We start from the raw sequence: 18,894 nt of genomic DNA, 5'->3' as shown, positions 1-18,894 counted from the left end.
CGCACTCAGGCCAGGCCGTGGCGTACGGCGTAGAGCGCGGCCTGGGTGCGGTCCTGCACGCCGAGCTTCATGAGCACGTTGGAGACGTGCGTCTTCACGGTCTTCTCCGCCACCACGAGCTCACGGGCGATCTCGCGGTTCGAGCGGCCGGCGGCGAGCAGCCGCAGCACCTCGCGTTCGCGGTCGGTCAGCGCGGAGCCCGCGTCGGCCTGCTCGCGGTCCGCCGGGCCCGCCAGCATCGCCTCGGCTGCCTCGGACGCGAGCAGGACCTGCCCGCCGTGCACGGTCCGGATCGCCTGGACGAGAGCGGCGGGATCCACGTCCTTGTAGAGGAAGCCCGCCGCGCCCGCCCGCATGGCCGGGGCCACGTCGCCGCGGTCGCTGACCGAGGTGAGGACGATCACCCGGACGTCCCGTCCGGACAGCTCCGCGAGCGCGCCGAGGCCGTCGAGCACCGGCATCTTCAGGTCGAGCAGCAGCACGTCGGGGGCGAGCGCGCCGGTCATCTCGACCGCCTCGGCGCCGTCCGCCGCCTCTCCCACGACGCTGATGTCCTCCTGGATCTCCAGGAACGTACGCAGGCCCTGCCGCACGACGGGGTGGTCGTCGGCGATGAGCACGCGGATCACGCGGGCACCTCCAGTCGTACGGTCGTGCCGCGGCCGGGCGCGGAGGAGACCGTCAGCGTGCCGCCGACGGCCTGGGCCCGGTCGCTCATCGACGGCAGCCCCAGGCCGTGCACTCCCGCCCCGTTTGGTCCGGTGCTGTCGAAGCCCACGCCGTCGTCGGTCACCTCCAGCACCAGCGTGGCCTCCCGGTGCGAGAGCCGTACGTCGATGCGGGCGGCCCTGGCGTGCCGTACGGCGTTGTGCAGCGCCTCCTGGGCGACCCGGAGCACGGCGACCTCGATCTCGGGCGCCAGGTCGCGGTCGTCCGGCGACTCGCCCTCGGCCGAGAACGCGACCGTCATGGGGTGCAGGCGGTCGAGGAGGGCCGCCAGCTTGCGCACGCTCTCCACCAGCCCGTGCCGGTCGAGCTCGGCCGGGCGCAGCTCCACGATCATCGCGCGCAGCTCGGTCAGCGCCTCTCCCGCCATCCGTTCGACCCGCTCGATCGCCTCGGCCGCCCGCTCGGGGTCCGTACGGGCGAGCGCGGCGGCGGCCCGCGCGGTCAGCCGCAGCGAGAACAGCTTCTGGCTGACGGCGTCGTGCAGCTCGCGGGCCATCCGGGTGCGTTCCTCGATGACCGTGAGCTCGCGCCCCCGCTCGTACAGCCGGGCGTTGGTGATCGCGATGGCGGCGTGCGCCGCGAACAGCGTCAGCAGCTCCTCGTCGGCCTCGTCGAACCCGCCGGGCGTCCGCTTGTTGGACAGGAAGATGATCCCGAGCACGGTGTCGCCGTCGGTGATCGGCACACCGAGGAAGTCCTTGAGGATGGGGTGGGCCTTCGGCCACCACTCGAACCTGGGGTCCCTGCGGATGTCGGGCAGCCGCACCGGCGTCCCCTCACGGAGCATCGCGCCCAGCATGCCGTGCTGGCGCGGGGTGGGCCCGATGGCCGCCCACTGCTCGTCGGAGATGCCCTCGGCCACGAACTCGGCGAACGCGCCATCGTCGTCCGGCACGCCGAGCGCGGCGTACTTCGCGTCGAGCAGCCGCGCCGCGGACCGCACGATCACCTGGAGGACCTCGCGGACCGACAGGTGACGGGTGACGGCGAGCACGGCCGAGCTGACCGCGTGCAGCACGGCGTCACGGTCCCGCTCGCAGGCGGCGGCGGAGTGGGCGGGCTCGGGCACGCAACACAGACTAGGTCCCGCGACGGGCGGGCCGCGTCGGCCGCAGGACCTAGACCCAACTGCCGAGCGACGGCCGGGCCTCGGTCCGATGCGCTCGTGACGTGCCGATTCCTAGCGTGAGGCGCATGAAGCACGCACTCATCACCGGAGCCTCGCGAGGGCTGGGGCTCGCGCTCGCCAAGGCGCTCGCCGACGACGGCTGGTCGCTCCTGCTCACCGCGCGCGGTGAAGAGGACCTGATGTCGGCCGCTTTCGACCTCGGCGCCCGGGCCCTTCCCGGAGACGTCGCCGACCCGGCGCACGTGGCGAGGCTCGCCGACTCCGTGCCCGAGCTCGACCTCCTGGTCAACAACGCGAGCGGGCTCGGCCCCACCCCGCTGCCCAGGCTCGCCGACTATCCGCTCGACGCGCTGCGCGCGCTGTTCGAGACGAACGTGATCGCGCCGCTCGCGCTGGTCCAGGCGACCCTGCCGGCGCTGCGCAAGCGGCGGGGCGCGATCCTCAACATCTCCTCCGACGCCGCCGTCGAGGCGTACGAGGGCTGGGGCGGCTACGGCGCGACCAAGGCCGCCCTCGACCAGGTGTCGAACGTCCTGGCCGCCGAGGAGCCCGACGTGACGGTCTGGTGGGTGGACCCGGGGGAGATGCGCACCCGCATGCTGACGGACGCGGTCGGCCCGGAGGAGGCCGGAGCGGCGCCGCCGCCCGAGAGCGTGGTGCCCGCGCTGCTGCGCCTCGTCGGCTCCCGCCCCGCCCCCGGCCGTTTCACCCGGGGAGCGCTGGAATGACCACCCCCGATCCGGAGATCCGGCCCTACGGAGAGTCGTTCGAGTTCGCGCTGGGGGCGGCGCTGGAGGCGCACGAACCGCCGGAGGCGCGCGGGCTGCGCCGCGACGAGGTCAGGCTGCTGGTGTCGCGCCGCGACACCGGCGAGATCACCCATCACGTATTCGCCGACCTGCCGTCGCTGCTGTCCCCCGGCGACCTGCTGGTGGTCAACGACTCCGCCACCCTGCCCGCGGCGGTGCGGCTCGACCGGCTGGCCGTCCACTTCTCCGGCCGTCTCGCGTCCGGCGAGTGGCTGGTCGAGCTGCGCCGCCGTACGGGGACGGCGACGGAGCCCTACTCGGGCGCCGCGCCCGGTGAGTGGCTGCCACTGCCGGGAGGGGCCACGCTGCGCCTGCTGGCGCCGGAGACGCCGCGCCTGTGGCGGGCCCGCCTCGACCGCGACGTGCTCTCCTACCTCGCCAGGCACGGCGTGCCCATCCGCTACGGCTACGTGAGGCGCGACTGGCCGCTCGCCGAATATCAGACGGTCTTCGGGGTCGAGCCGGGCAGCGCGGAGATGCCGAGCGCCGGCCGGCCGTTCACCCCGGAGCTCGTCACCGCCCTGGTCAGCCGGGGAATCGGGGTCGCGCCGATCACGCTGCACACCGGGGTCGCGTCTCCGGAGAAGGACGAACCGCCCTATCCCGAGTGGTTCGCCGTCTCCGAGCGGACGGCACGGCTGGTGAACATCACCCATGAGCACGGGGGCCGGGTGATCGCCGTCGGCACGACCGTCGTGCGGGCGCTGGAGACCGCCGCCCGCGACGCCCCGGACACGGTGCGGGCGGCGTCGGGCTGGACCTCGCGCGTCGTCACGCCCGAGGGAGGCGTACGCGCGGTGGACGGCCTGGTCACGGGCCTGCACGAGCCCCGGTCAACCCACCTGATGATGCTGTCGGCGATCACCGGGACGGGCGTGCTGGCCCGCTCGTACGAGGCGGCGCTGGAGGAGGGCTACCTCTGGCACGAGTTCGGCGACAGCCATCTCATCCTCTGACACGTGATTCCTGACGCGTGATCGAACCGTGACCTCGATCGTCAAGGCTGGCCCGCATGCGTACCCTCATCGGCAAGCCGACCGCGCTGCTGGCCGTGCCGCTGGCCGCGGGCGCACTGGTCGCGTCCGGCGCGCCCGCCTCCGCCGCGTCGTCGGCCGCGTCCGCATCGTCCGCCTCCTCGTCAACGGCGGCCTCGGCGCCCGTCCGCATCCAGGTCAGTTTCCCCTACCGCGCCCGCGCCGGGCACGTGGTGACGTTCACGGTCAAGCTCGTCAACAGGCTCAAGACCAAGACCGACGAGATCTTCCTCGCGGTCAAGTTCCCCAAGAACGTCACCAAGACCCGGATCTACGTGCCGCACGGCTCCCGCTATCACGAGCACTGCACGCGGGAGCGGACCCGCTCGCTGTGCGTGCTCCCCGGTCTCAAGAAGGGCAAGAGCTACACGTTCTATGCGAAGGCCCAGGTGAGCGGGTCCGCCCGCGGCAAACTCTACGGCTACTTCGGCGGCGCGGTCGTCGACACCTCGACGAACACCGACCCCAGGCGGCTGCTCTCGGAGTTCGGCGACAGCATCGGCTGGGTGAAGTCGAAGAGCACGATCACCCGCTGACCCCGTCCATCCTCCACGGCGCCCGCCCGGGGTCTCCGGGCAGGCGCCGCCGATCGTCCGGCGGCTTGTCCGGCGGTTTGTCAGGCCGCCGCGGCCCGCTCCCCGGGCTCCACCAGTCCCGTCCTGACCTGGGCCTCGGCGATCCGCGCGAGCTCCGCCCGCGCCTGTCTCCGGTGGGCCCGGCTGCCGTACACGGGCGGGCGGTCCAGCCGTACGGCGGGGAAGACCGTCACCTCCGCGACGAGGTCCCGGGCGGCGACGATCCGCAGGACGGACGCGAGCAGCGTGTCGTCCCCGACGTACGACGGCCGGGTGGACACGCCTGTTCCGGCGCCCTCGGGAAGCTCGAGGAACCGCAGCGCCACCGGCCGCACGGGCACCCCGGCGTCGATCGCCGCCTGGAACACCGCGGGCCGGAACCGGCCCATCTCGCGTCCGCACCACGTCGTGCCCTCGGGGAACGCGGCCACGCTCTCACCGCGCCGCAGCGCGGCGGTCATGTCCGCGACTACCTCCGGCAGGGCGGACGGCCGGTCCCTGTCGATGAACAGGGCGCCGCCCCCGGCGGCCAGCGTGCGTACGACGGGCCACCTGCCCACCTCGGCCTTGGCCAGCGGGCGGCAGGCGAAGGTCGCCGTGATCACCAGGGGGTCGAGCCACGAGACGTGGTTGCCGACGAGCAGGGCGGGCCCGTCCTCCTCCGGCACGGCCCGCGCCCGCGCCGAGCCCCCGATGCAGGAGAACCCGCGACGCGTCACGATCCTCACGCCGAGTGCCCGCAGCAGCAGCCGTGACCAGCGCGTCGTGACCGCCTCTCGCCACGCCGTACGGCCGAGGGCGAGCGCGATCGGCAGACCGGCGAGCAGCACCACGACCACGCCCAGCAGGCGGGCGGCCCGCCGCAGGGGGCCCGCCGTACGGGCCTGTGCCCGCACGCAGAGGTCCGGCGCGCAGGGGGAGGCGGGCAGCCAGGCGGAGGAGGCCGCGGGCAGGTGGGTGACGGCGCTCATCGCGACCGCCCGAGGAAGTGCCGCAGATAGCGGGGGTCGGCGTCGGCCACGCGCAGCAGCACGAAGAAGTCCGCGGTGCCGAAGTCGGGATCATGGGCGGGCGCGCCGCAGATCCACGCCCCGAGCCGCAGATATCCGCGTAGCAGCGGCGGCACCGCGAACCGGCCGGGGCGGGGGACCCCGTCGCCGCGCCAGGGCGTGCGCGGCGTGACGCGATACTCCTGCGGCCCCAGCGCGACCCGGTCGACGACACCGGCGGCGACCACGCCGCCGTCGTCCAGGGGCACCGAGCAGCAGCCCGCCAGCCAGGCGTGCCCGCGGTCGGCCATGTAGCGCGCGATCCCGGCCCACATCAGCGCGACGACCGCGCCGCCGCGGTGGCCGGGGTGCACGCAGGTGCGCCCGGCCTCGACCAGGTCGCCGCGCAGGCCCTCCAGCGCCCGGAGGTCGAACTCCGCGTCGGAGTAGAGCCGGTCGGAGCGGCGGGGCGGCAGCAGGCGGTAGGTGCCGACCACCGTGTCACCCTCGCGGACGAGGAGATGGTCGCAGTAGGCGTCGAGCGGTTCGACGTCGAGCCCGTTCAGCGGGGAGTCGAGCCGGGCGCCCATCTCCCCGGCGAAAACCTCGTAACGCAGGCGCTGGGCGGCACGCAGATCCGCGGCGCTCTCGGCGAGCCCGACGGTGTAACGGCCGGAATCAAGGGAATGCTGGGGCTGCAGCGAGATCGTCATGCGTGTCGCGTCCTTCCTCGGGGGGTGCCGGCCGCGGTGAGGCGTCCCGTCTCTCCCGGCCCCTTCCACGGCCCACCACCATGACGACATGCGGAAATGACAACGGAGCCTCAGAGCGGGGGCATGAAGGCGTCCGCATCGTGAACCTCGTGCGCGCACACGACAAGCGGCGCAGTAACCTCAAACAACGTGAACCAGCGCACGCTCCTGATCACGCTGACCGGTCCGGATCGCCCGGGCGTCACCTCGCGGCTGTTCTCCGTACTGTCCGGGTTCCCGGTCGTCGTGGCCGACGTGGAGCAGGTCGTCATCCGAGGCCGCCTCACCCTGGGCGTCCTCGTCGCGTACGCCGGGGGTCCGCCCACCGGCACCGGAGGCACGATCGGCGGCCTGTGGACGGCCGTCGAGCAGGTCGCCGCCGACCTCGACATGGACCTGGAGATCGCGACCGGCACGCACTCCAAGGAGAAGCGGCGACGCGGGCGGCTGCACGTCACCGTCCTCGGCGCGCCGCTGCTGCCCGCCGCCATGGCCGGGATCGCCGGCCGGATCGCGGCGAGCGGAGCCAACATCGACAGGATCGAACGGCTGTCGAGCTATCCGGTGACGTGCATCGAGCTCGCCGTGTCCGGCGCCGATCCCGAGTCGCTGCGGGCGGAGCTGGCCGCGGAGGCGGCGGCCCAGCAGGTGGACGTGGCCGTGCAGCGCAGCGGCCTGCACCGCCGCGCCAAGCGCCTCATCGTGATGGACGTCGACTCGACGCTGATCCAGAACGAGGTCATCGAGCTGCTGGCCCGGCACGCCGGGTGCCTGGACGAGGTCGCCCGGGTCACCGACGACGCCATGCGCGGCGAGCTCGACTTCGCCGAGTCGCTGGTCAGGCGGGTCGCGCTGCTCGAAGGGCTGTCGGAGGAGGTCTTCGAGAAGGTCGCCAAGGAGGTCGTCCTCACCCCCGGCGCGCGCACGCTGGTGCGGACCCTCAAGCGGCTCGACTATCGCTTTGCGATCGTGAGCGGCGGCTTCACCCAGATCACCGACTCCCTCGTGGCCGATCTCGGCATCGACTATTCGGCCGCCAACACCCTTGAGGTCGTGAACGGCCGGCTCACCGGGCGGGTCGTCGGCGAGATCGTCGACCGGCCGGGCAAGGCCCGCGCGCTGGAGCGCTTCGCCGCCGAGGCGGGCATCCCGCTCAGCCAGACCGTCGCGATCGGCGACGGCGCGAACGACCTCGACATGTTCGCCGCCGCCGGGCTCGGCATCGCCTTCAACGCCAAGCCCATCGTGCGGCAGGCCGCCGACACCGCGGTCAACGTGCCCTATCTCGACTCGATCCTCTATCTGCTCGGCATCTCCCGCGAGGAGGTCGAGGCGGCCGACGCCGAGGACGGCATGCCGCCCACCATGAACTGAAATTTCAGGACCTGGTCGCGAACGCGCCTGATGCCACCGCGCACAGCCGTACGGCGTCGGCACCGAGTGAGCGCAGGGCCTGGTCGACGGCGGCGGTGCGCAGCAGCGCCCGCCCGGAGCCGGGCTCGGCGTCGTCCGCCTCCAGTTCGGTGAGCCGGCGCTCGGCCTGGGCGCCGACCCACACGGCGTCGTCCGCGAGCCCCCGGCTCACCTCCCCCGCCGGTTCGTACGGCTCCCGCCCCCACACGGCCTGCGCGGCGCCCCGCAGGTGGACGGCCACGGCGTCCAGGACGTCGGGCACCGGCCCGGCCCCGGTGGGTTCGTCGCGGAGCACCGAGATCAGCGTCAGCAGGTCGTCACGCACCCGCTGGGCGGCCTCCACGACCTCCTCGACCGCGTCGGGGGCCGTGCCGCCGGGCTCCTTGGCGATGTAGCCGAGCGCCGCCGTGACCATGTCGGCGTCCACCGCGGCCTTCCTGATCCGCTCGTCGGCCCGCTCGACGCCCGCCTTCCCCCGGGCCATCTGCGCCAGCGTCCGGGCGGCCGCCGCGTGCGAGTCGAGCATCCGGCCGACCCGCTCGGCCAGCCGGTCCGTCTCCCCTCGCGGCCACAGCAGCCGCGCGCACGCGATGGCGATGACACCGCCGAGGATGGTCAGCACGACCCGCGACTCGGCGATCCCCGCGGTCTGCGGCCTCTGGAAGTCGAGCAGCAGCAGCACGCACATCGTCATGAACGTCGCCCAGTAGGCCTGGTGGGTCGGGGCCAGGCCGAACGCCAGCGCGGCCGACACCCCGATCAACGCGACGAGCGTCCAGTGACCCGGCATGAGGTGGAGGATGCCGGCCGAGATCAGGCCCCCGGCCGTGCTGCCGCCCACCCGCGCCCACACCTTCGCCCGCGTCTCGCCGTACGTCGGCTGGATGGTGACCAGCACCGCGATCACCAGCCAGTGCGGATAGGCGGGCTTGAACAGCACGATGACGATCGAGGCGAAGGCGGTGCCGAGCACGACCCGCAGGGCGTGCCGCACGCGCGGGTCGTCGAAGGCGAGCGACGGGGAGACCGCCAGCGTGGTCAGATCGAGGCCGGGTGTGCACAGGCGGCGGGCCGCCTCAAGGGAGCCGTCGAGCGCCTCCCGGATCCGCCCGGCGCTGTGCGCGATCTGCCGGAGGAGGACGAGCACGACCATCTCGCGCCTGCCGCCCGCGGCCCGGTCGCGCAGCCGGTCGACCCGGTCGCCGAAGTCCACGATCGACACGCGCTCGGGCGGGCACTCGGCCAGATAGGCGCGCAGCGTCGCGGACAGCGAGGCCACGAGGTCGCAGATCCCCGCCTCGTCCGCCGCGCCGGGCGCACGCCGGGCCAGCGTGCCGCACAGCCCGCGCAACGCGATGATCTCGTGGAACACCCGGCGCAACGCGAGCGCGACCTCCTCTGCCGCCCGCGACCGCTCCCACTGGACGCGGCGGGCGCGGGCCATGCGGACATCGGCGATCGCGGCGGTGGCCTTCCTGCGGCGCTCGTCCCACTCGTCCTGACCGACGGCGGGGTCGGCCACGGCCTCGGCCAGCTCGGCCAGGGTGTCGGCCGCCTCGCCCAGCACCGCGACGACCGGGCGGGTGCGCCGCCACGGCCAGGGCAGCGTGAGCAGGACTGCCGCCAGCAGGCCGCCGAGCAGTTGCAGGCCGGTGTGCGGCGCCGGATCGAGCGGCAGCGGGTTGGCGGCGGTCAGCAGCAGCGTGAGCGCCGGGGTGACGCCGATCGGGCGCACCAGGCCGCCCAGCCCGGCCAGGGCAGAGGCGACCAGCACCATGGCCCAGCTGCTGCCCGACAGCAGGATCCCCAGCGACGTCCCCACGCCGACCGACAGCACGACGCCGAGCAGAAACGGCGTGCGCACACCCGCGGGGTTCACGATGGCCCGCCCCGCGACCAGCCACGCGCCGACGCCGACCGTCGCGCCGCCCGCGGGATGGCCGGCGAGCAGGCCGGTCAGCAGCGGGATCAGCAGGCAGGCGGCCCCGGTCAGGCCGAAGCCGAGCGCGAGGCGTGGATCCTCCAGCCTCGGCGCCCTGGCGAGCACGACGTTCCTGAGCGGCAGGCGAGTGTTTCTACCCGCCGTGCCGCCCGGCAATCAGGGGCGGCTCATCCGGGCCAGCCGTCCGGTGCCGGGGGCGAGGTGCTCCCACGACGGCACGTCCAGCTCGATCACCGCGTACGCGCAGGGCGGGAAGCCGTCGAGCCGCGCGTCGGTGAGGGCGACCACGAGCTCGTGCACGCCCGGGTTGTGGCCGACGAGCACCACCGCCGCGATCTCGTCGTCCGTACGGCGCAGCACGCCGAGCAGGTCGTCGGGGTACGCCTCGTAGATGTCGCGCTCGATCTCGACGGGAGCGTCGAGGCCGAGCAGCTCGGCGGTCCTGCGGGTGCGGACCGACGGCGAGCACAGGACGAGCTCCGGGGCGAGCCGCCTGATCTCCTCCCCCGCCGCGCGGGCGTCGCGCTCACCACTGGGGGTGAGCGGACGTTCGGTGTCCAGGAGGCCGGGCACCTGGCCCGCCTTGGCGTGCCTGACCACGACGAGCGTCCGGGCGCTCACGGCATGGCCCACACGGCGAGACCCACGATCACGGCCATCATCACGGCCATGGTCAGCAGGATCAGCGCCAGCGTCCTGCCCCCGTTCGGCTTGTCCATAAGTGCTCAGTGTATGGAGAAGGTCCCCCGCTCCAGGAGCGAGGGACCTTCGTAGTCAGTGCTCTCAGTGAGCGACGGGCTCCGTGGCGCGGGACTCCACGTCGGCCTCACCGGACGGGGCGATGCCCGTGGCGCGGCGCTTGGAGACCACCACGGCGCCGACCACGACCGCCACCGCGACGACCGTCGCGGTGACACGGACCGCGACGTTGTCGGCGTACGTGACGACGGCCGGGGCGATCAGCAGCGCGACCAGGTTCATCACCTTGATCAGCGGGTTGATGGCCGGGCCGGCGGTGTCCTTGAACGGGTCGCCGACGGTGTCACCGATGACGGTGGCGGCGTGCGCCTCCGAGCCCTTGCCGCCGTGGTGGCCGTCCTCGACCAGCTTCTTGGCGTTGTCCCAGGCGCCGCCGGAGTTGGCGAGGAACACCGCCATCAGCGTTCCGGCCGCGATGGCGCCGGCCAGGTAGGCGCCGAGCGGCGCGTACCCGAGCGCGAAGCCGACCGCGATCGGGGTCAGCACGGCGAGCAGGCCGGGGGTCGCGAGCTCGCGCAGCGAGTCGCGGGTGCAGATGTCCACCACGCGGCCGTAGTCCGGCAGCTCGGTGCCGTCCATGATCCCCGGCTTGGTGCGGAACTGCTCGCGCACCTCGTACACGACCCGGCCGGCGGCGCGGCCGACGGCGCTGATCGCGAGGGCGGAGAACAGGAACACCACGGCCGCGCCGACGATGAGGCCGACCAGGGCGTTCGGGGCGTCCACCGACAGGCTGAAGTTCGCGAACGACCCGAGCGCGTCCTTCACGCCCTGTGTCGCCTTGGCCAGCTCGCCTTCGACCGCCGTACGGAACGAGCCGAACAACGCGGTCGCCGCGAGCACGGCGGTCGCGATCGCGATGCCCTTGGTGATCGCCTTGGTGGTGTTGCCGACCGCGTCGAGCGAGGTGAGCACGCGCGCACCCTCGCCCTCGACGTCGCCCGACATCTCGGCGATGCCCTGGGCGTTGTCGGAGACCGGGCCGAAGGTGTCCATCGACACGATCACGCCGACCGTGGTCAGCAGGCCGGTGCCCGCGAGGGCCACGGCGAACAGCGCCACGGTCACGTTGCCGAAGCCGAGCAGGAACGCGCCGTAGACCGCGCCGCCGATCAGCAGCGCCGAGTAGACCGCGGACTCCAGACCGACCGAGATGCCGGACAGGATGACGGTGGCGGGGCCGGTGAGCGAGCTCTCGCCGATCTCCCGCACCGGGCGCCGGTTGGTCTCGGTGAAGTAGCCGGTGAGGATCTGGATGGCGCTGGCCAGCACCAGGCCCACGAGCACCGCGCCGATGGCGATCAGGCGCGGGTCGGCGGTGAGCGCGGCGACGTCCGCGGCCGCGCCGGACAGCTCGGCGAAGCTCGACGGGAGGTACGCGAACGCGGCGACGGCCACCAGCACGGCCGAGATGGCTGCGGAGATGAAGAAGCCGCGGTTGATGGCGGCCATGCCGGAACGGTCGCGGGAGCGCGGAGCCGTGGTGAAGATGCCGATGACCGCGGTGATCACACCGATCATCGGGACGATCAGCGGGAAGACCAGGCCCTCGGTGCCGAACGCGGCCTTGCCCAGGATCAGGCTCGCGACCAGGGTGACGGCGTACGACTCGAACAGGTCGGCGGCCATGCCGGCGCAGTCGCCGACGTTGTCACCGACGTTGTCGGCGATGGTGGCCGCGTTGCGCGGGTCGTCCTCGGGGATGCCCTGCTCGACCTTGCCGACCAGGTCGGCGCCGACGTCGGCGGCCTTGGTGAAGATGCCGCCGCCGACACGCATGAACATCGCGAGCAGCGCGGCCCCGAAGCCGAACCCCTCGAGGACGTTCGGCGCGTCGCCCTTGTAGACCAGCACCACGATCGCGGCGCCCAGGAGGCCGAGGCCGACCGTGAACATGCCGGCCACGCCACCCGTACGGAACGCGATGCGCATCGCGGTCTTCTCACCCGACTCGCGGGCGGCGGACGCCACGCGGACGTTTCCGCGTACGGCGAGCCACATTCCGATGAAACCGGTCAGCGCGGAGAACACCGCGCCGACGACGAAGAAGACGGACCGGCCGATGCGCTCGCCGGTCGAGCCCGCGGGGAGCAGAAGGAGCAGGAACGGAATGACGACGACGAATATGGCCAGCGTCCGGAACTGCCGCGCGAGATACGCGGCGGCGCCCTGCTGCACGGCACGCGCGATGTTCTGCATTCGCTCGGTGCCCTGCCCTGCGGCGAGCACCTCGCGGACGAGACCGCCCGCGACCGCCAACGCCAGCAACGCCACGACGGCGACGACTATGACAAGAGTGAGATGGGAACCGTTCAGAGCTACCGCTGCGCCTTCGCCAGCGGCGTGCAAGGCAAACATCCGTCCTCCTCGGCCAGACGGGGTTTCGGTCCTCCTGCCCGGACGACGCTGAACGAACCCACTGGCCGTGCGGCGCTTCCGGGCGGGTTGGCAAGTGCCGCTTCCGGTTGCATCCGCAATACCTTGGCCGGTGCCGGGAGTCTACGCAGCGACGCCACGGATATGAAGGCCCTCGCACCTCGTAATCGAAACGGCGTCCAGTAATGCCCGAACATTTGCACCGCTATGAAGGGGCTTTGACCAGCGGAGTCAGGGGCGCGGCGGCGATGGACGCCCTGGTTACGGCACTCCCCTGCTCCTGGTTTCGGCCTGTCCGAAATAGGGCCGGACATAGCAAAAGATCGAGTGTCACGCCGGGGGCGACACTCGATCTGCTCGTAGGTTTCGCCTCGAAGCCTGCCGCGGCAGGTCTTCGAGGTGCGTGAAAGTCCTCTTGGATGCCCTGTGAGGCTTGGCGGCTTTCGCCGGTCAGGGGGCGGCGATGCCGGGGGACGACGCGGGCCAGCTCATGCGGATGCGCATGCCCTTCGGCCCGGGGAGCACCTCGACGTCGTCGGCAAGTCCCGCGATGACCGCGATGCCCAGATTGTCGATCTCGGGCATGAGGCTGCCGTTCGCCTCCAGCACCTGGGGCGTCACGTCCTCGCTGGGGGCGGCGTCCGTGACCGTCACCTCGAAGCGCCCCGCGTCATCGCGTAACTCGATGCGTACCGGCTCCCCCGGGCAGTGGAGGCGGTGCGCCTCCACAGCCCGCGAGCACGCCTCCCCGACGGCGAGCCGCACCTCGTCCAGGATCGCCTCGGCCACTCCCGTGCGGCGGGCGATGGCCGTGGCGACCAACCGGGCCGTACGCACGTGGGCGGGCAGAGCGCTGAACGTCAGCTCGACGGTGGCCATGTTGCCGAGTCCTCGGCCGTCACTTGTCCCGGCCGTGGGCTTCCTTGGCCTCCTCGACCGAGGCGTAGATCCCGAAGACCTTCGTCAAGCCGGTGATGCGGAAGATCTTCAGGATGCGCTCCTGCGTGCAGACGAGCTCCAGGGAACCGTCGTGCGCCCGCACCCGCTTGAGGCCGCCGACCAGCACGCCAAGACCGGTCGAGTCGAGGAAGTCCACCTTCTCCATGTTCACGAGCAGGTGGAAGTTGCCCTTGTTGACCAGGTCGATCAGCAGCTCACGCAGTCTGGGCGCGGTGTAGACGTCGATCTCACCCTCGACATCGACGATGGTGAGATTGTCCTCGGAATGGTGGTCCAACTTCAGATCCACAGATCCTCCAGCGCCTTACTTGCGTAGGTCTCGATACAGGTCATGCATCCTGGTAGTCCAGAGGCACGACCCGATGCGCGGCATTCAACCACGCTACGACTCCGTGTCTATACGAAATCACGACTCCGGGCGACTCTCCCCGCAGATGCCAAACTGGAAACCAGTGACTCCGACTTCTTCGTCCTCTGCCCGAACAGGCGACCTTCTCACCCGTCTGCTCGCGGTTCCCGCACGCCGGGGACGCGTCACTCATGTGGAGCATGTTCCAGCACGTCAGGCAGGTGAGGCGAGATGGCCGGAATGGGCTCCTGAGCTGCTGCTCTCGCGCCTTCGCCTGCAAGGTGTCTCTGGCCTGTGGGAACACCAGCTTATAGCCGCCGAGCTGGTTAAACGTGGCCAAAACGTGATCATTGCCACAGGAACCGCGTCCGGAAAATCGCTGGCCTACCTGGTGCCGGCCGTCGCGGACATCTTCGCCGGTGGCACCGTGCTTTATCTCACCCCGACCAAGGCACTCGCCGCCGACCAGCTCAGAGCCCTGCGCAAGCTGCGGCTGACGCAGGTGCGCGCGGCGACGTACGACGGCGACACGCCGCCAGAGGAACGCCGGTGGGTCCGTCAGAACGCCAACTACGTGCTGACCAACCCGGACATGCTGCACAGGTCGATTCTGCCCCGGCACTCGTCCTGGTCGTCGTTCTGGCGGCGACTGCGGCTGGTGGTCGTGGACGAGTGCCACGGCTACCGGGGCGTCTTCGGCTCCCACGTCGCCCAGATCCTGCGCCGGCTGCGCCGGGTCGCCGCCCGATACGGCTCTTCTCCCGTGTTCCTGCTGGCGTCGGCCACCGCGAGCGACCCCGCCGCCGCGGGAATGCGCCTTACCGGGCTTGAGATGGCCGAGGTGACCACGGACGCCTCTCCCCGGGGTTCGACCACCTTCGCCCTGTGGGAGCCGCCTCTGACCGATTTACGCGGGGAAAGCGGCGCTCCCGTCCGCCGTACGGCCACGGCCGAGGCGGCCGATCTCCTGGCGGACCTCGTGATCGAGGACGTCCGCACGCTCGCGTTCGTCCGCTCCCGCCGCGCCGCCGAGGCCGTCGCCCTCACCGCCCGCCGCACTCTTGAGGAGGTCGAGGCCCTCCTCGACGCCGAGCCCCTGCCGTACGGGGAGTACGGAGAGGGCCTGCCGGAAGAGATGAGCGACGCGGGCCGGCCCTTCGGCAGCGTTTCGGGCGGCGCGGGCCAGGCCTTCGGCGACGGCGCGGGCGACGGCACGGCTAGGGGCGACGCCTCAGGCGCCGGCGGGGCACGCGACGCGGGCCGGCCCTTCGGCAGCGTTTCGGGCGGCGCGGGCCAGGCCTTCGGCGACGGCACGGCTGGGGGCGACGCCTCAGGCGCCGGCGGGGCACGCGACGCGAGCCGGCCCTTCGGCGAGATCGGCGGCGGGCGGGAGCGGCCCTCCTCCGTGGCCGCCGAGACCCCCCAGGGCACCAAGACCTCCGACACCGCCGAGACCTCCCATGAAACGGCTGAGACCGGCGCGGGCCGCGGGACCGACCATAGAGTGCGGCTGGCCGACCGGGTGGCGGCCTACCGGGCGGGCTACCTGGCCGACGATCGGCGCGTGCTCGAAAAGGCCCTGCGTTCGGGCGAGCTGACCGGCCTGGCCACCACCAACGCTCTCGAGCTCGGCGTCGACGTCTCGGGGCTCGACGCGGTCCTCATCGCCGGGTGGCCCGGCACCCGTGCCTCCTTGTGGCAGCAGGCGGGCCGGGCCGGGCGTGCGGGCCAGGACGCGCTGGCCGTACTGATCGCGCGTGACGATCCGCTCGACACCTACATCGTCCATCATCCGGAGGCGGTGTTCGGGCAGCCCGTGGAGGCCATCGTCCTCGATCCCGACAATCCGTACGTGCTGGCGCCTCACCTGTGCGCGGCCGCCGCGGAGATCCCGCTGACCGAGGACGACCTGAAGACCTTCGGCCCGGCGGCGCGGGGCGTGCTCGACGATCTCGTGGAGCAGGGGCTGCTGCGCAGGCGCCCCACGGGGTGGTTCTGGACGAGCCGGGACCACGCCGCCGATCTGGCGGATATCCGCGGCTCGGGCGGCGCTCCCGTACAGGTCGTGGAGGCGTCCACCGGCCGTCTGCTGGGCACGGTCGACGAGCCGTCGGCGCACACCATGGTCCATGCCGGGGCCGTCTACCTGCACCAGAGCGAGACGTTCGTGGTCGACGTGCTCGACCTGGAGGCGGGGGTCGCCCTGGTCACCGCCGCCGACCCGGACTACACGACCTTCGCGCGGGACGTCACCGACATCCGGGTGATGGAGTCGCTGCGGTCGCGGCCCTTCGGGCCCGGCACCCTGCACTTCGGCTCGGTGGAGGTCACCCGCCAGGTCGTCTCGTACCTCAAGCGGCGCACCCAGACCGGGGAGGTCCTCGGCGAGGAGCCACTCGACCTGCCGCCGCGTACGCTCTGCACACGCGCGGTCTGGTGGACCCTGCCCACGCCCGCGCTCGCCGACCTCGTCAAGCCTGGAGAAGCGGTCGATCTCGGCGGGGCGGCGCACGCGGCCGAGCACGCCTCGATCGGCCTGCTGCCGCTCTTCGCGACCTGCGACCGCTGGGACATCGGCGGCGTATCCACCGAGCTCCACCCCGACACCGGCCTGCTCACCGTCTTCGTCTACGACGGCCACGACGGTGGCGCGGGCTTCGCCGAGCGCGGGTACGCCCGGGCGTCCGACTGGCTGACGGCGACACGGGAGGCGATCGCCTCATGCGAGTGCGAGCGCGGCTGCCCGTCCTGCATCCAGTCCCCCAAGTGCGGCAACGGCAACGAGCCGCTCGACAAGGCCGGAGCGATACGCCTCCTCGACATCCTCCTGGCCACCTGATTACGGCGCACAACACGGCAGACCACGGACGGGACCGAACAGACAGGCAGGCCCTCCGGGGAGCGGAGCGACCTGCCCCCGCAGGCGGGCCCTCCCAGCACGGCCCCCCACGAGGCGATCAACGGCGGAGGCGGCCGACGCGCACCGGAGGCACATGTCCGAGGGATCCGCCTTCTGACCTCTGATCACGGCGCACGGAGACACGGCGGGCCGCCGCCCCTGGCAGGCGGATCGGCTCGCCTCATAGGCGGGCGGGCGGCGGAGGTGCCGGGACGATGCGGCCGTCAGAGATCGCGCCGACGGCCGGAGTAGAGGTGGTCGTCGTCCTCCGTCCAGATGTCCGGCTCGGGCTGGCGGAGAGGCCGTTCCAGCATCTGGCCGTTGATCGCCGCACCCGCGGGCACCACCGGCGCCGGTATCACCGGCGGCGGCTCCTGCCGGTCCGGCCGGTCGAGAGCGGGCGCCGGTTCCTGACCGAAGGTCGTGGTCTCCTGGTCCGTGCCCGTGCCCGTGTCCGTGCCCGCGTCAGGATCGGCATCCGCGCCGACACCTGAGCCAGGACCGGAGTGGGTGCCCGTCCCTGCGCCCGCGCCGACGCCTGTGCCAGGGCCGGGGTAGGTGCCCGTGCCGGGGTAGGTGCCCGTGCCGACGCCTGCGCCAGAGCCCGGCAAAGTGCCCGTCCCTGCGCCCGCGCCAGAGTTGGCGCCCGTGCCGACGCCTGAGCCAGAGCCCGGCAAAGTGCCCGTCCCTGCGCCCGCGCCAGGGTTGGCGCCCGTGCCGACGCCTGAGCCAGGGATGGTGTCCACACCGACGCTTGCGCCCGGGATGGTGTCCGCGCCCGCGTCAGGGTTGGTGTCCGTGCCGGCATCTGCGGCCGGGATGGTGTCGGTGTCCTCGGTCGTCGAGGAGACGGCGTCCAAGTGGGTCTCGGTGTCGGCCTCCGTCTCCGGGAGACTCTCGCGGGCCTTCGGCCTGGCCAGGATGACGGAGGGACGTCGCAGGGGCGCCTTCCCCCGGGCCTTCGCCGTGGCGCCGGCACTCAACGCGGCCGCGCCACTCGCCACCATGGCGGCCTCAGGTGAGGCGCCCGTCTGTCCTGTCAGCGGCCGCGGCTCCGGACCGCCGGATCGTCCCGCGCCCGCGCTGTCACTCGTCAGGCCCTTGCGCCGCAGCCAGGCGCCCAGGTTCGCGCCTGTGAGGAGCAGGACGACGGCGAGGGCGACGTACACGCCGAAGCTCAGCCCGCCGAGCGGCAGGAAAGACGACTGAGCCGTCATCTTCGGGTCGTCGGCCTTCTCCGGGACGACCACCGGCTCGGTCTGGTCACTGCCGCCGTTCGCCTCCGGCAGCGTGAGCTTCGGCAGCTTGGTGTCCTTGGGCAGTGCCGGTTCCGGGTTCGGCACGGCGGCGGACTGATGCGTCTTCGGAGTGTGGACGGCGGGTGGCCTGGCCGCCGACCGGACCGGCTTCTTCGACGGCTTCGGCGAGGGGCTCGGGGACGCCTTCGGAGCGGGAATGGTCACGTACGCGGCCGAGGAGCGCTGAGAGGCGACGGTGCCGCCTGTGCCGTCCGATCGGTACGCACGGACGGAGACGTCCACCTTCTGCCCGCCCAGGCCGGCCGGAAGCGCCATGCTCGTCTGACAGATCGAACCGGAGCAGGCGGAGTCGGCGGAAACGGAGCCGGACTTACCGGCCTTGACCGAGGCGATCTCGTACGACTGGAGATCCGGCTCGGCGCCCTTCGCCCAGCGGACCAGGACTGTCGAAGGATTCTTGAGCTGCGCCTCGACCCCGGCGGGAGCCTCCGGCGGGCGGCTGAGCACAAAGGTCGAGGTGGCGTAGGTCTTGTGCGTGACCTCGCCGAACAGACTGACCGTGAACGTGCCGTTGGGGGCGTTGCCAGGGTCGAAGGCTCCGCTGATCGTCTGGTTCGCGCCACCCGAAGCGATCTTCTGCCGGGATATGGACGGTCCCTCGACGTACAGGGCCATGCTGATCTGGTACCAGTCCGTCTTCGCGGACACGGCCACCGCGCCGGACGACTTGACGACCTCCCCGTCCGCGGGAGACAGGATCTCGGCGTCGGCCGCGTTCGCGGGTGCGGCACCGATCATCGGCGTGCACGTCAGAGCCGCCAGACCGATCAACGCCGTTGTGCCCAGCCTGCGAACCCTGGTCACGACGCATCCCTTCGTACAGAACCGTCCGCCCCGGCTGCATCGGCCGAACACGAACG

General features: G+C 72.3%; 15 protein-coding genes. 5 read left to right on the top strand and 10 right to left on the bottom strand.

All coding sequences use genetic code 11. The features are described 5' to 3' along the window. Positions 1 to 5: 5 nt before the first annotated feature. Positions 6 to 629, bottom strand: a complete 624-nt coding sequence (locus OHB01_RS13100) for a response regulator transcription factor (RefSeq protein WP_328855442.1) — start codon at positions 627 to 629, stop codon at positions 6 to 8. Beyond that, the gene (locus OHB01_RS13095; protein ID WP_142647904.1) at positions 626 to 1,798 is read right to left on the bottom strand and encodes a GAF domain-containing sensor histidine kinase; all 1,173 of its coding nucleotides are present in this window, start codon (positions 1,796 to 1,798) and stop codon (positions 626 to 628) included. The genes OHB01_RS13100 and OHB01_RS13095 overlap by 4 nt, the downstream gene beginning before the upstream one ends. A 125-nt stretch (positions 1,799 to 1,923) precedes the next feature. Between OHB01_RS13095 and OHB01_RS13090 the strand changes: the two genes are divergently transcribed. Genes OHB01_RS13090 through OHB01_RS13080 form a run of 3 tightly spaced genes read left to right on the top strand, consistent with a single transcriptional unit; the run spans position 1,924 to position 4,237 of the window. Further along, positions 1,924 to 2,586: an SDR family NAD(P)-dependent oxidoreductase gene (locus OHB01_RS13090; RefSeq protein ID WP_142647903.1), complete on the top strand. Its 663-nt coding sequence runs from the start codon at positions 1,924 to 1,926 to the stop codon at positions 2,584 to 2,586. Then, entirely contained in the window at positions 2,583 to 3,623 is a 1,041-nt protein-coding gene (locus OHB01_RS13085; protein WP_328855441.1) for an S-adenosylmethionine:tRNA ribosyltransferase-isomerase, read from the top strand. Before OHB01_RS13090 ends, OHB01_RS13085 begins: the two co-directional genes overlap by 4 nt. A gap of 56 nt (positions 3,624 to 3,679) precedes the next feature. Beyond that, on the top strand, positions 3,680 to 4,237 hold the full coding sequence (locus OHB01_RS13080) for a hypothetical protein (RefSeq protein ID WP_142647901.1): 558 nt from the start codon (positions 3,680 to 3,682) through the stop codon (positions 4,235 to 4,237). A gap of 80 nt (positions 4,238 to 4,317) precedes the next feature. Here the strand turns inward: OHB01_RS13080 and OHB01_RS13075 are convergent, their stop codons facing one another. Continuing rightward, a complete protein-coding gene (locus OHB01_RS13075) occupies positions 4,318 to 5,247 on the bottom strand; it encodes a lysophospholipid acyltransferase family protein (protein WP_147943005.1) in 930 nt (309 codons plus the stop codon). Continuing rightward, the gene (locus OHB01_RS13070) at positions 5,244 to 5,978 is read right to left on the bottom strand and encodes a GNAT family N-acetyltransferase (protein ID WP_142647899.1); all 735 of its coding nucleotides are present in this window, start codon (positions 5,976 to 5,978) and stop codon (positions 5,244 to 5,246) included. Before OHB01_RS13070 ends, OHB01_RS13075 begins: the two co-directional genes overlap by 4 nt. 189 nt (positions 5,979 to 6,167) lie before the next feature. Between OHB01_RS13070 and serB the strand changes: the two genes are divergently transcribed. Then, entirely contained in the window at positions 6,168 to 7,391 is a 1,224-nt protein-coding gene (serB, locus tag OHB01_RS13065; protein WP_328855440.1) for a phosphoserine phosphatase SerB, read from the top strand. 4 nt (positions 7,392 to 7,395) lie between these two features. On the opposite strand, the gene OHB01_RS13060 is transcribed toward serB, so the two are convergent. From OHB01_RS13060 to OHB01_RS13040, 5 genes are all read right to left on the bottom strand, one after another. Then, entirely contained in the window at positions 7,396 to 9,477 is a 2,082-nt protein-coding gene (locus tag OHB01_RS13060; RefSeq protein ID WP_328855439.1) for an FUSC family protein, read from the bottom strand. Positions 9,478 to 9,528: 51 nt separating this feature from the next. Beyond that, a complete protein-coding gene (locus tag OHB01_RS13055) occupies positions 9,529 to 9,993 on the bottom strand; it encodes a SixA phosphatase family protein (RefSeq protein ID WP_260617263.1) in 465 nt (154 codons plus the stop codon). A gap of 162 nt (positions 9,994 to 10,155) precedes the next feature. Beyond that, the gene (locus OHB01_RS13050) at positions 10,156 to 12,489 is read right to left on the bottom strand and encodes a sodium-translocating pyrophosphatase (RefSeq protein ID WP_142647897.1); all 2,334 of its coding nucleotides are present in this window, start codon (positions 12,487 to 12,489) and stop codon (positions 10,156 to 10,158) included. 468 nt (positions 12,490 to 12,957) lie between these two features. Further along, positions 12,958 to 13,386, bottom strand: a complete 429-nt coding sequence (locus OHB01_RS13045; RefSeq protein ID WP_142647896.1) for an ATP-binding protein — start codon at positions 13,384 to 13,386, stop codon at positions 12,958 to 12,960. Positions 13,387 to 13,405: 19 nt separating this feature from the next. Continuing rightward, positions 13,406 to 13,756, bottom strand: coding sequence for an STAS domain-containing protein (locus tag OHB01_RS13040; RefSeq protein WP_030506779.1), 351 nt, complete (start codon positions 13,754 to 13,756; stop codon positions 13,406 to 13,408). Between the two features lie 403 nt (positions 13,757 to 14,159). Between OHB01_RS13040 and OHB01_RS13035 the strand changes: the two genes are divergently transcribed. Beyond that, positions 14,160 to 16,655 (top strand): DEAD/DEAH box helicase, encoded by a 2,496-nt coding sequence (locus tag OHB01_RS13035; RefSeq protein WP_419197575.1) that lies wholly within the window; start codon positions 14,160 to 14,162, stop codon positions 16,653 to 16,655. Between the two features lie 284 nt (positions 16,656 to 16,939). On the opposite strand, the gene OHB01_RS13030 is transcribed toward OHB01_RS13035, so the two are convergent. Beyond that, complete coding sequence (locus tag OHB01_RS13030; protein WP_328855437.1) at positions 16,940 to 18,838, bottom strand: hypothetical protein; 1,899 nt, start codon at positions 18,836 to 18,838, stop codon at positions 16,940 to 16,942. Positions 18,839 to 18,894 lie beyond the last annotated feature (56 nt).

The sequence above is a fragment of the Microbispora hainanensis genome, from assembly GCF_036186745.1.
Lineage (GTDB): Bacteria > Actinomycetota > Actinomycetes > Streptosporangiales > Streptosporangiaceae > Microbispora.
The sequence above is the reverse complement of the archived record's forward strand: the minus strand, read 5'-3'. Positions and strand labels throughout refer to the sequence as shown.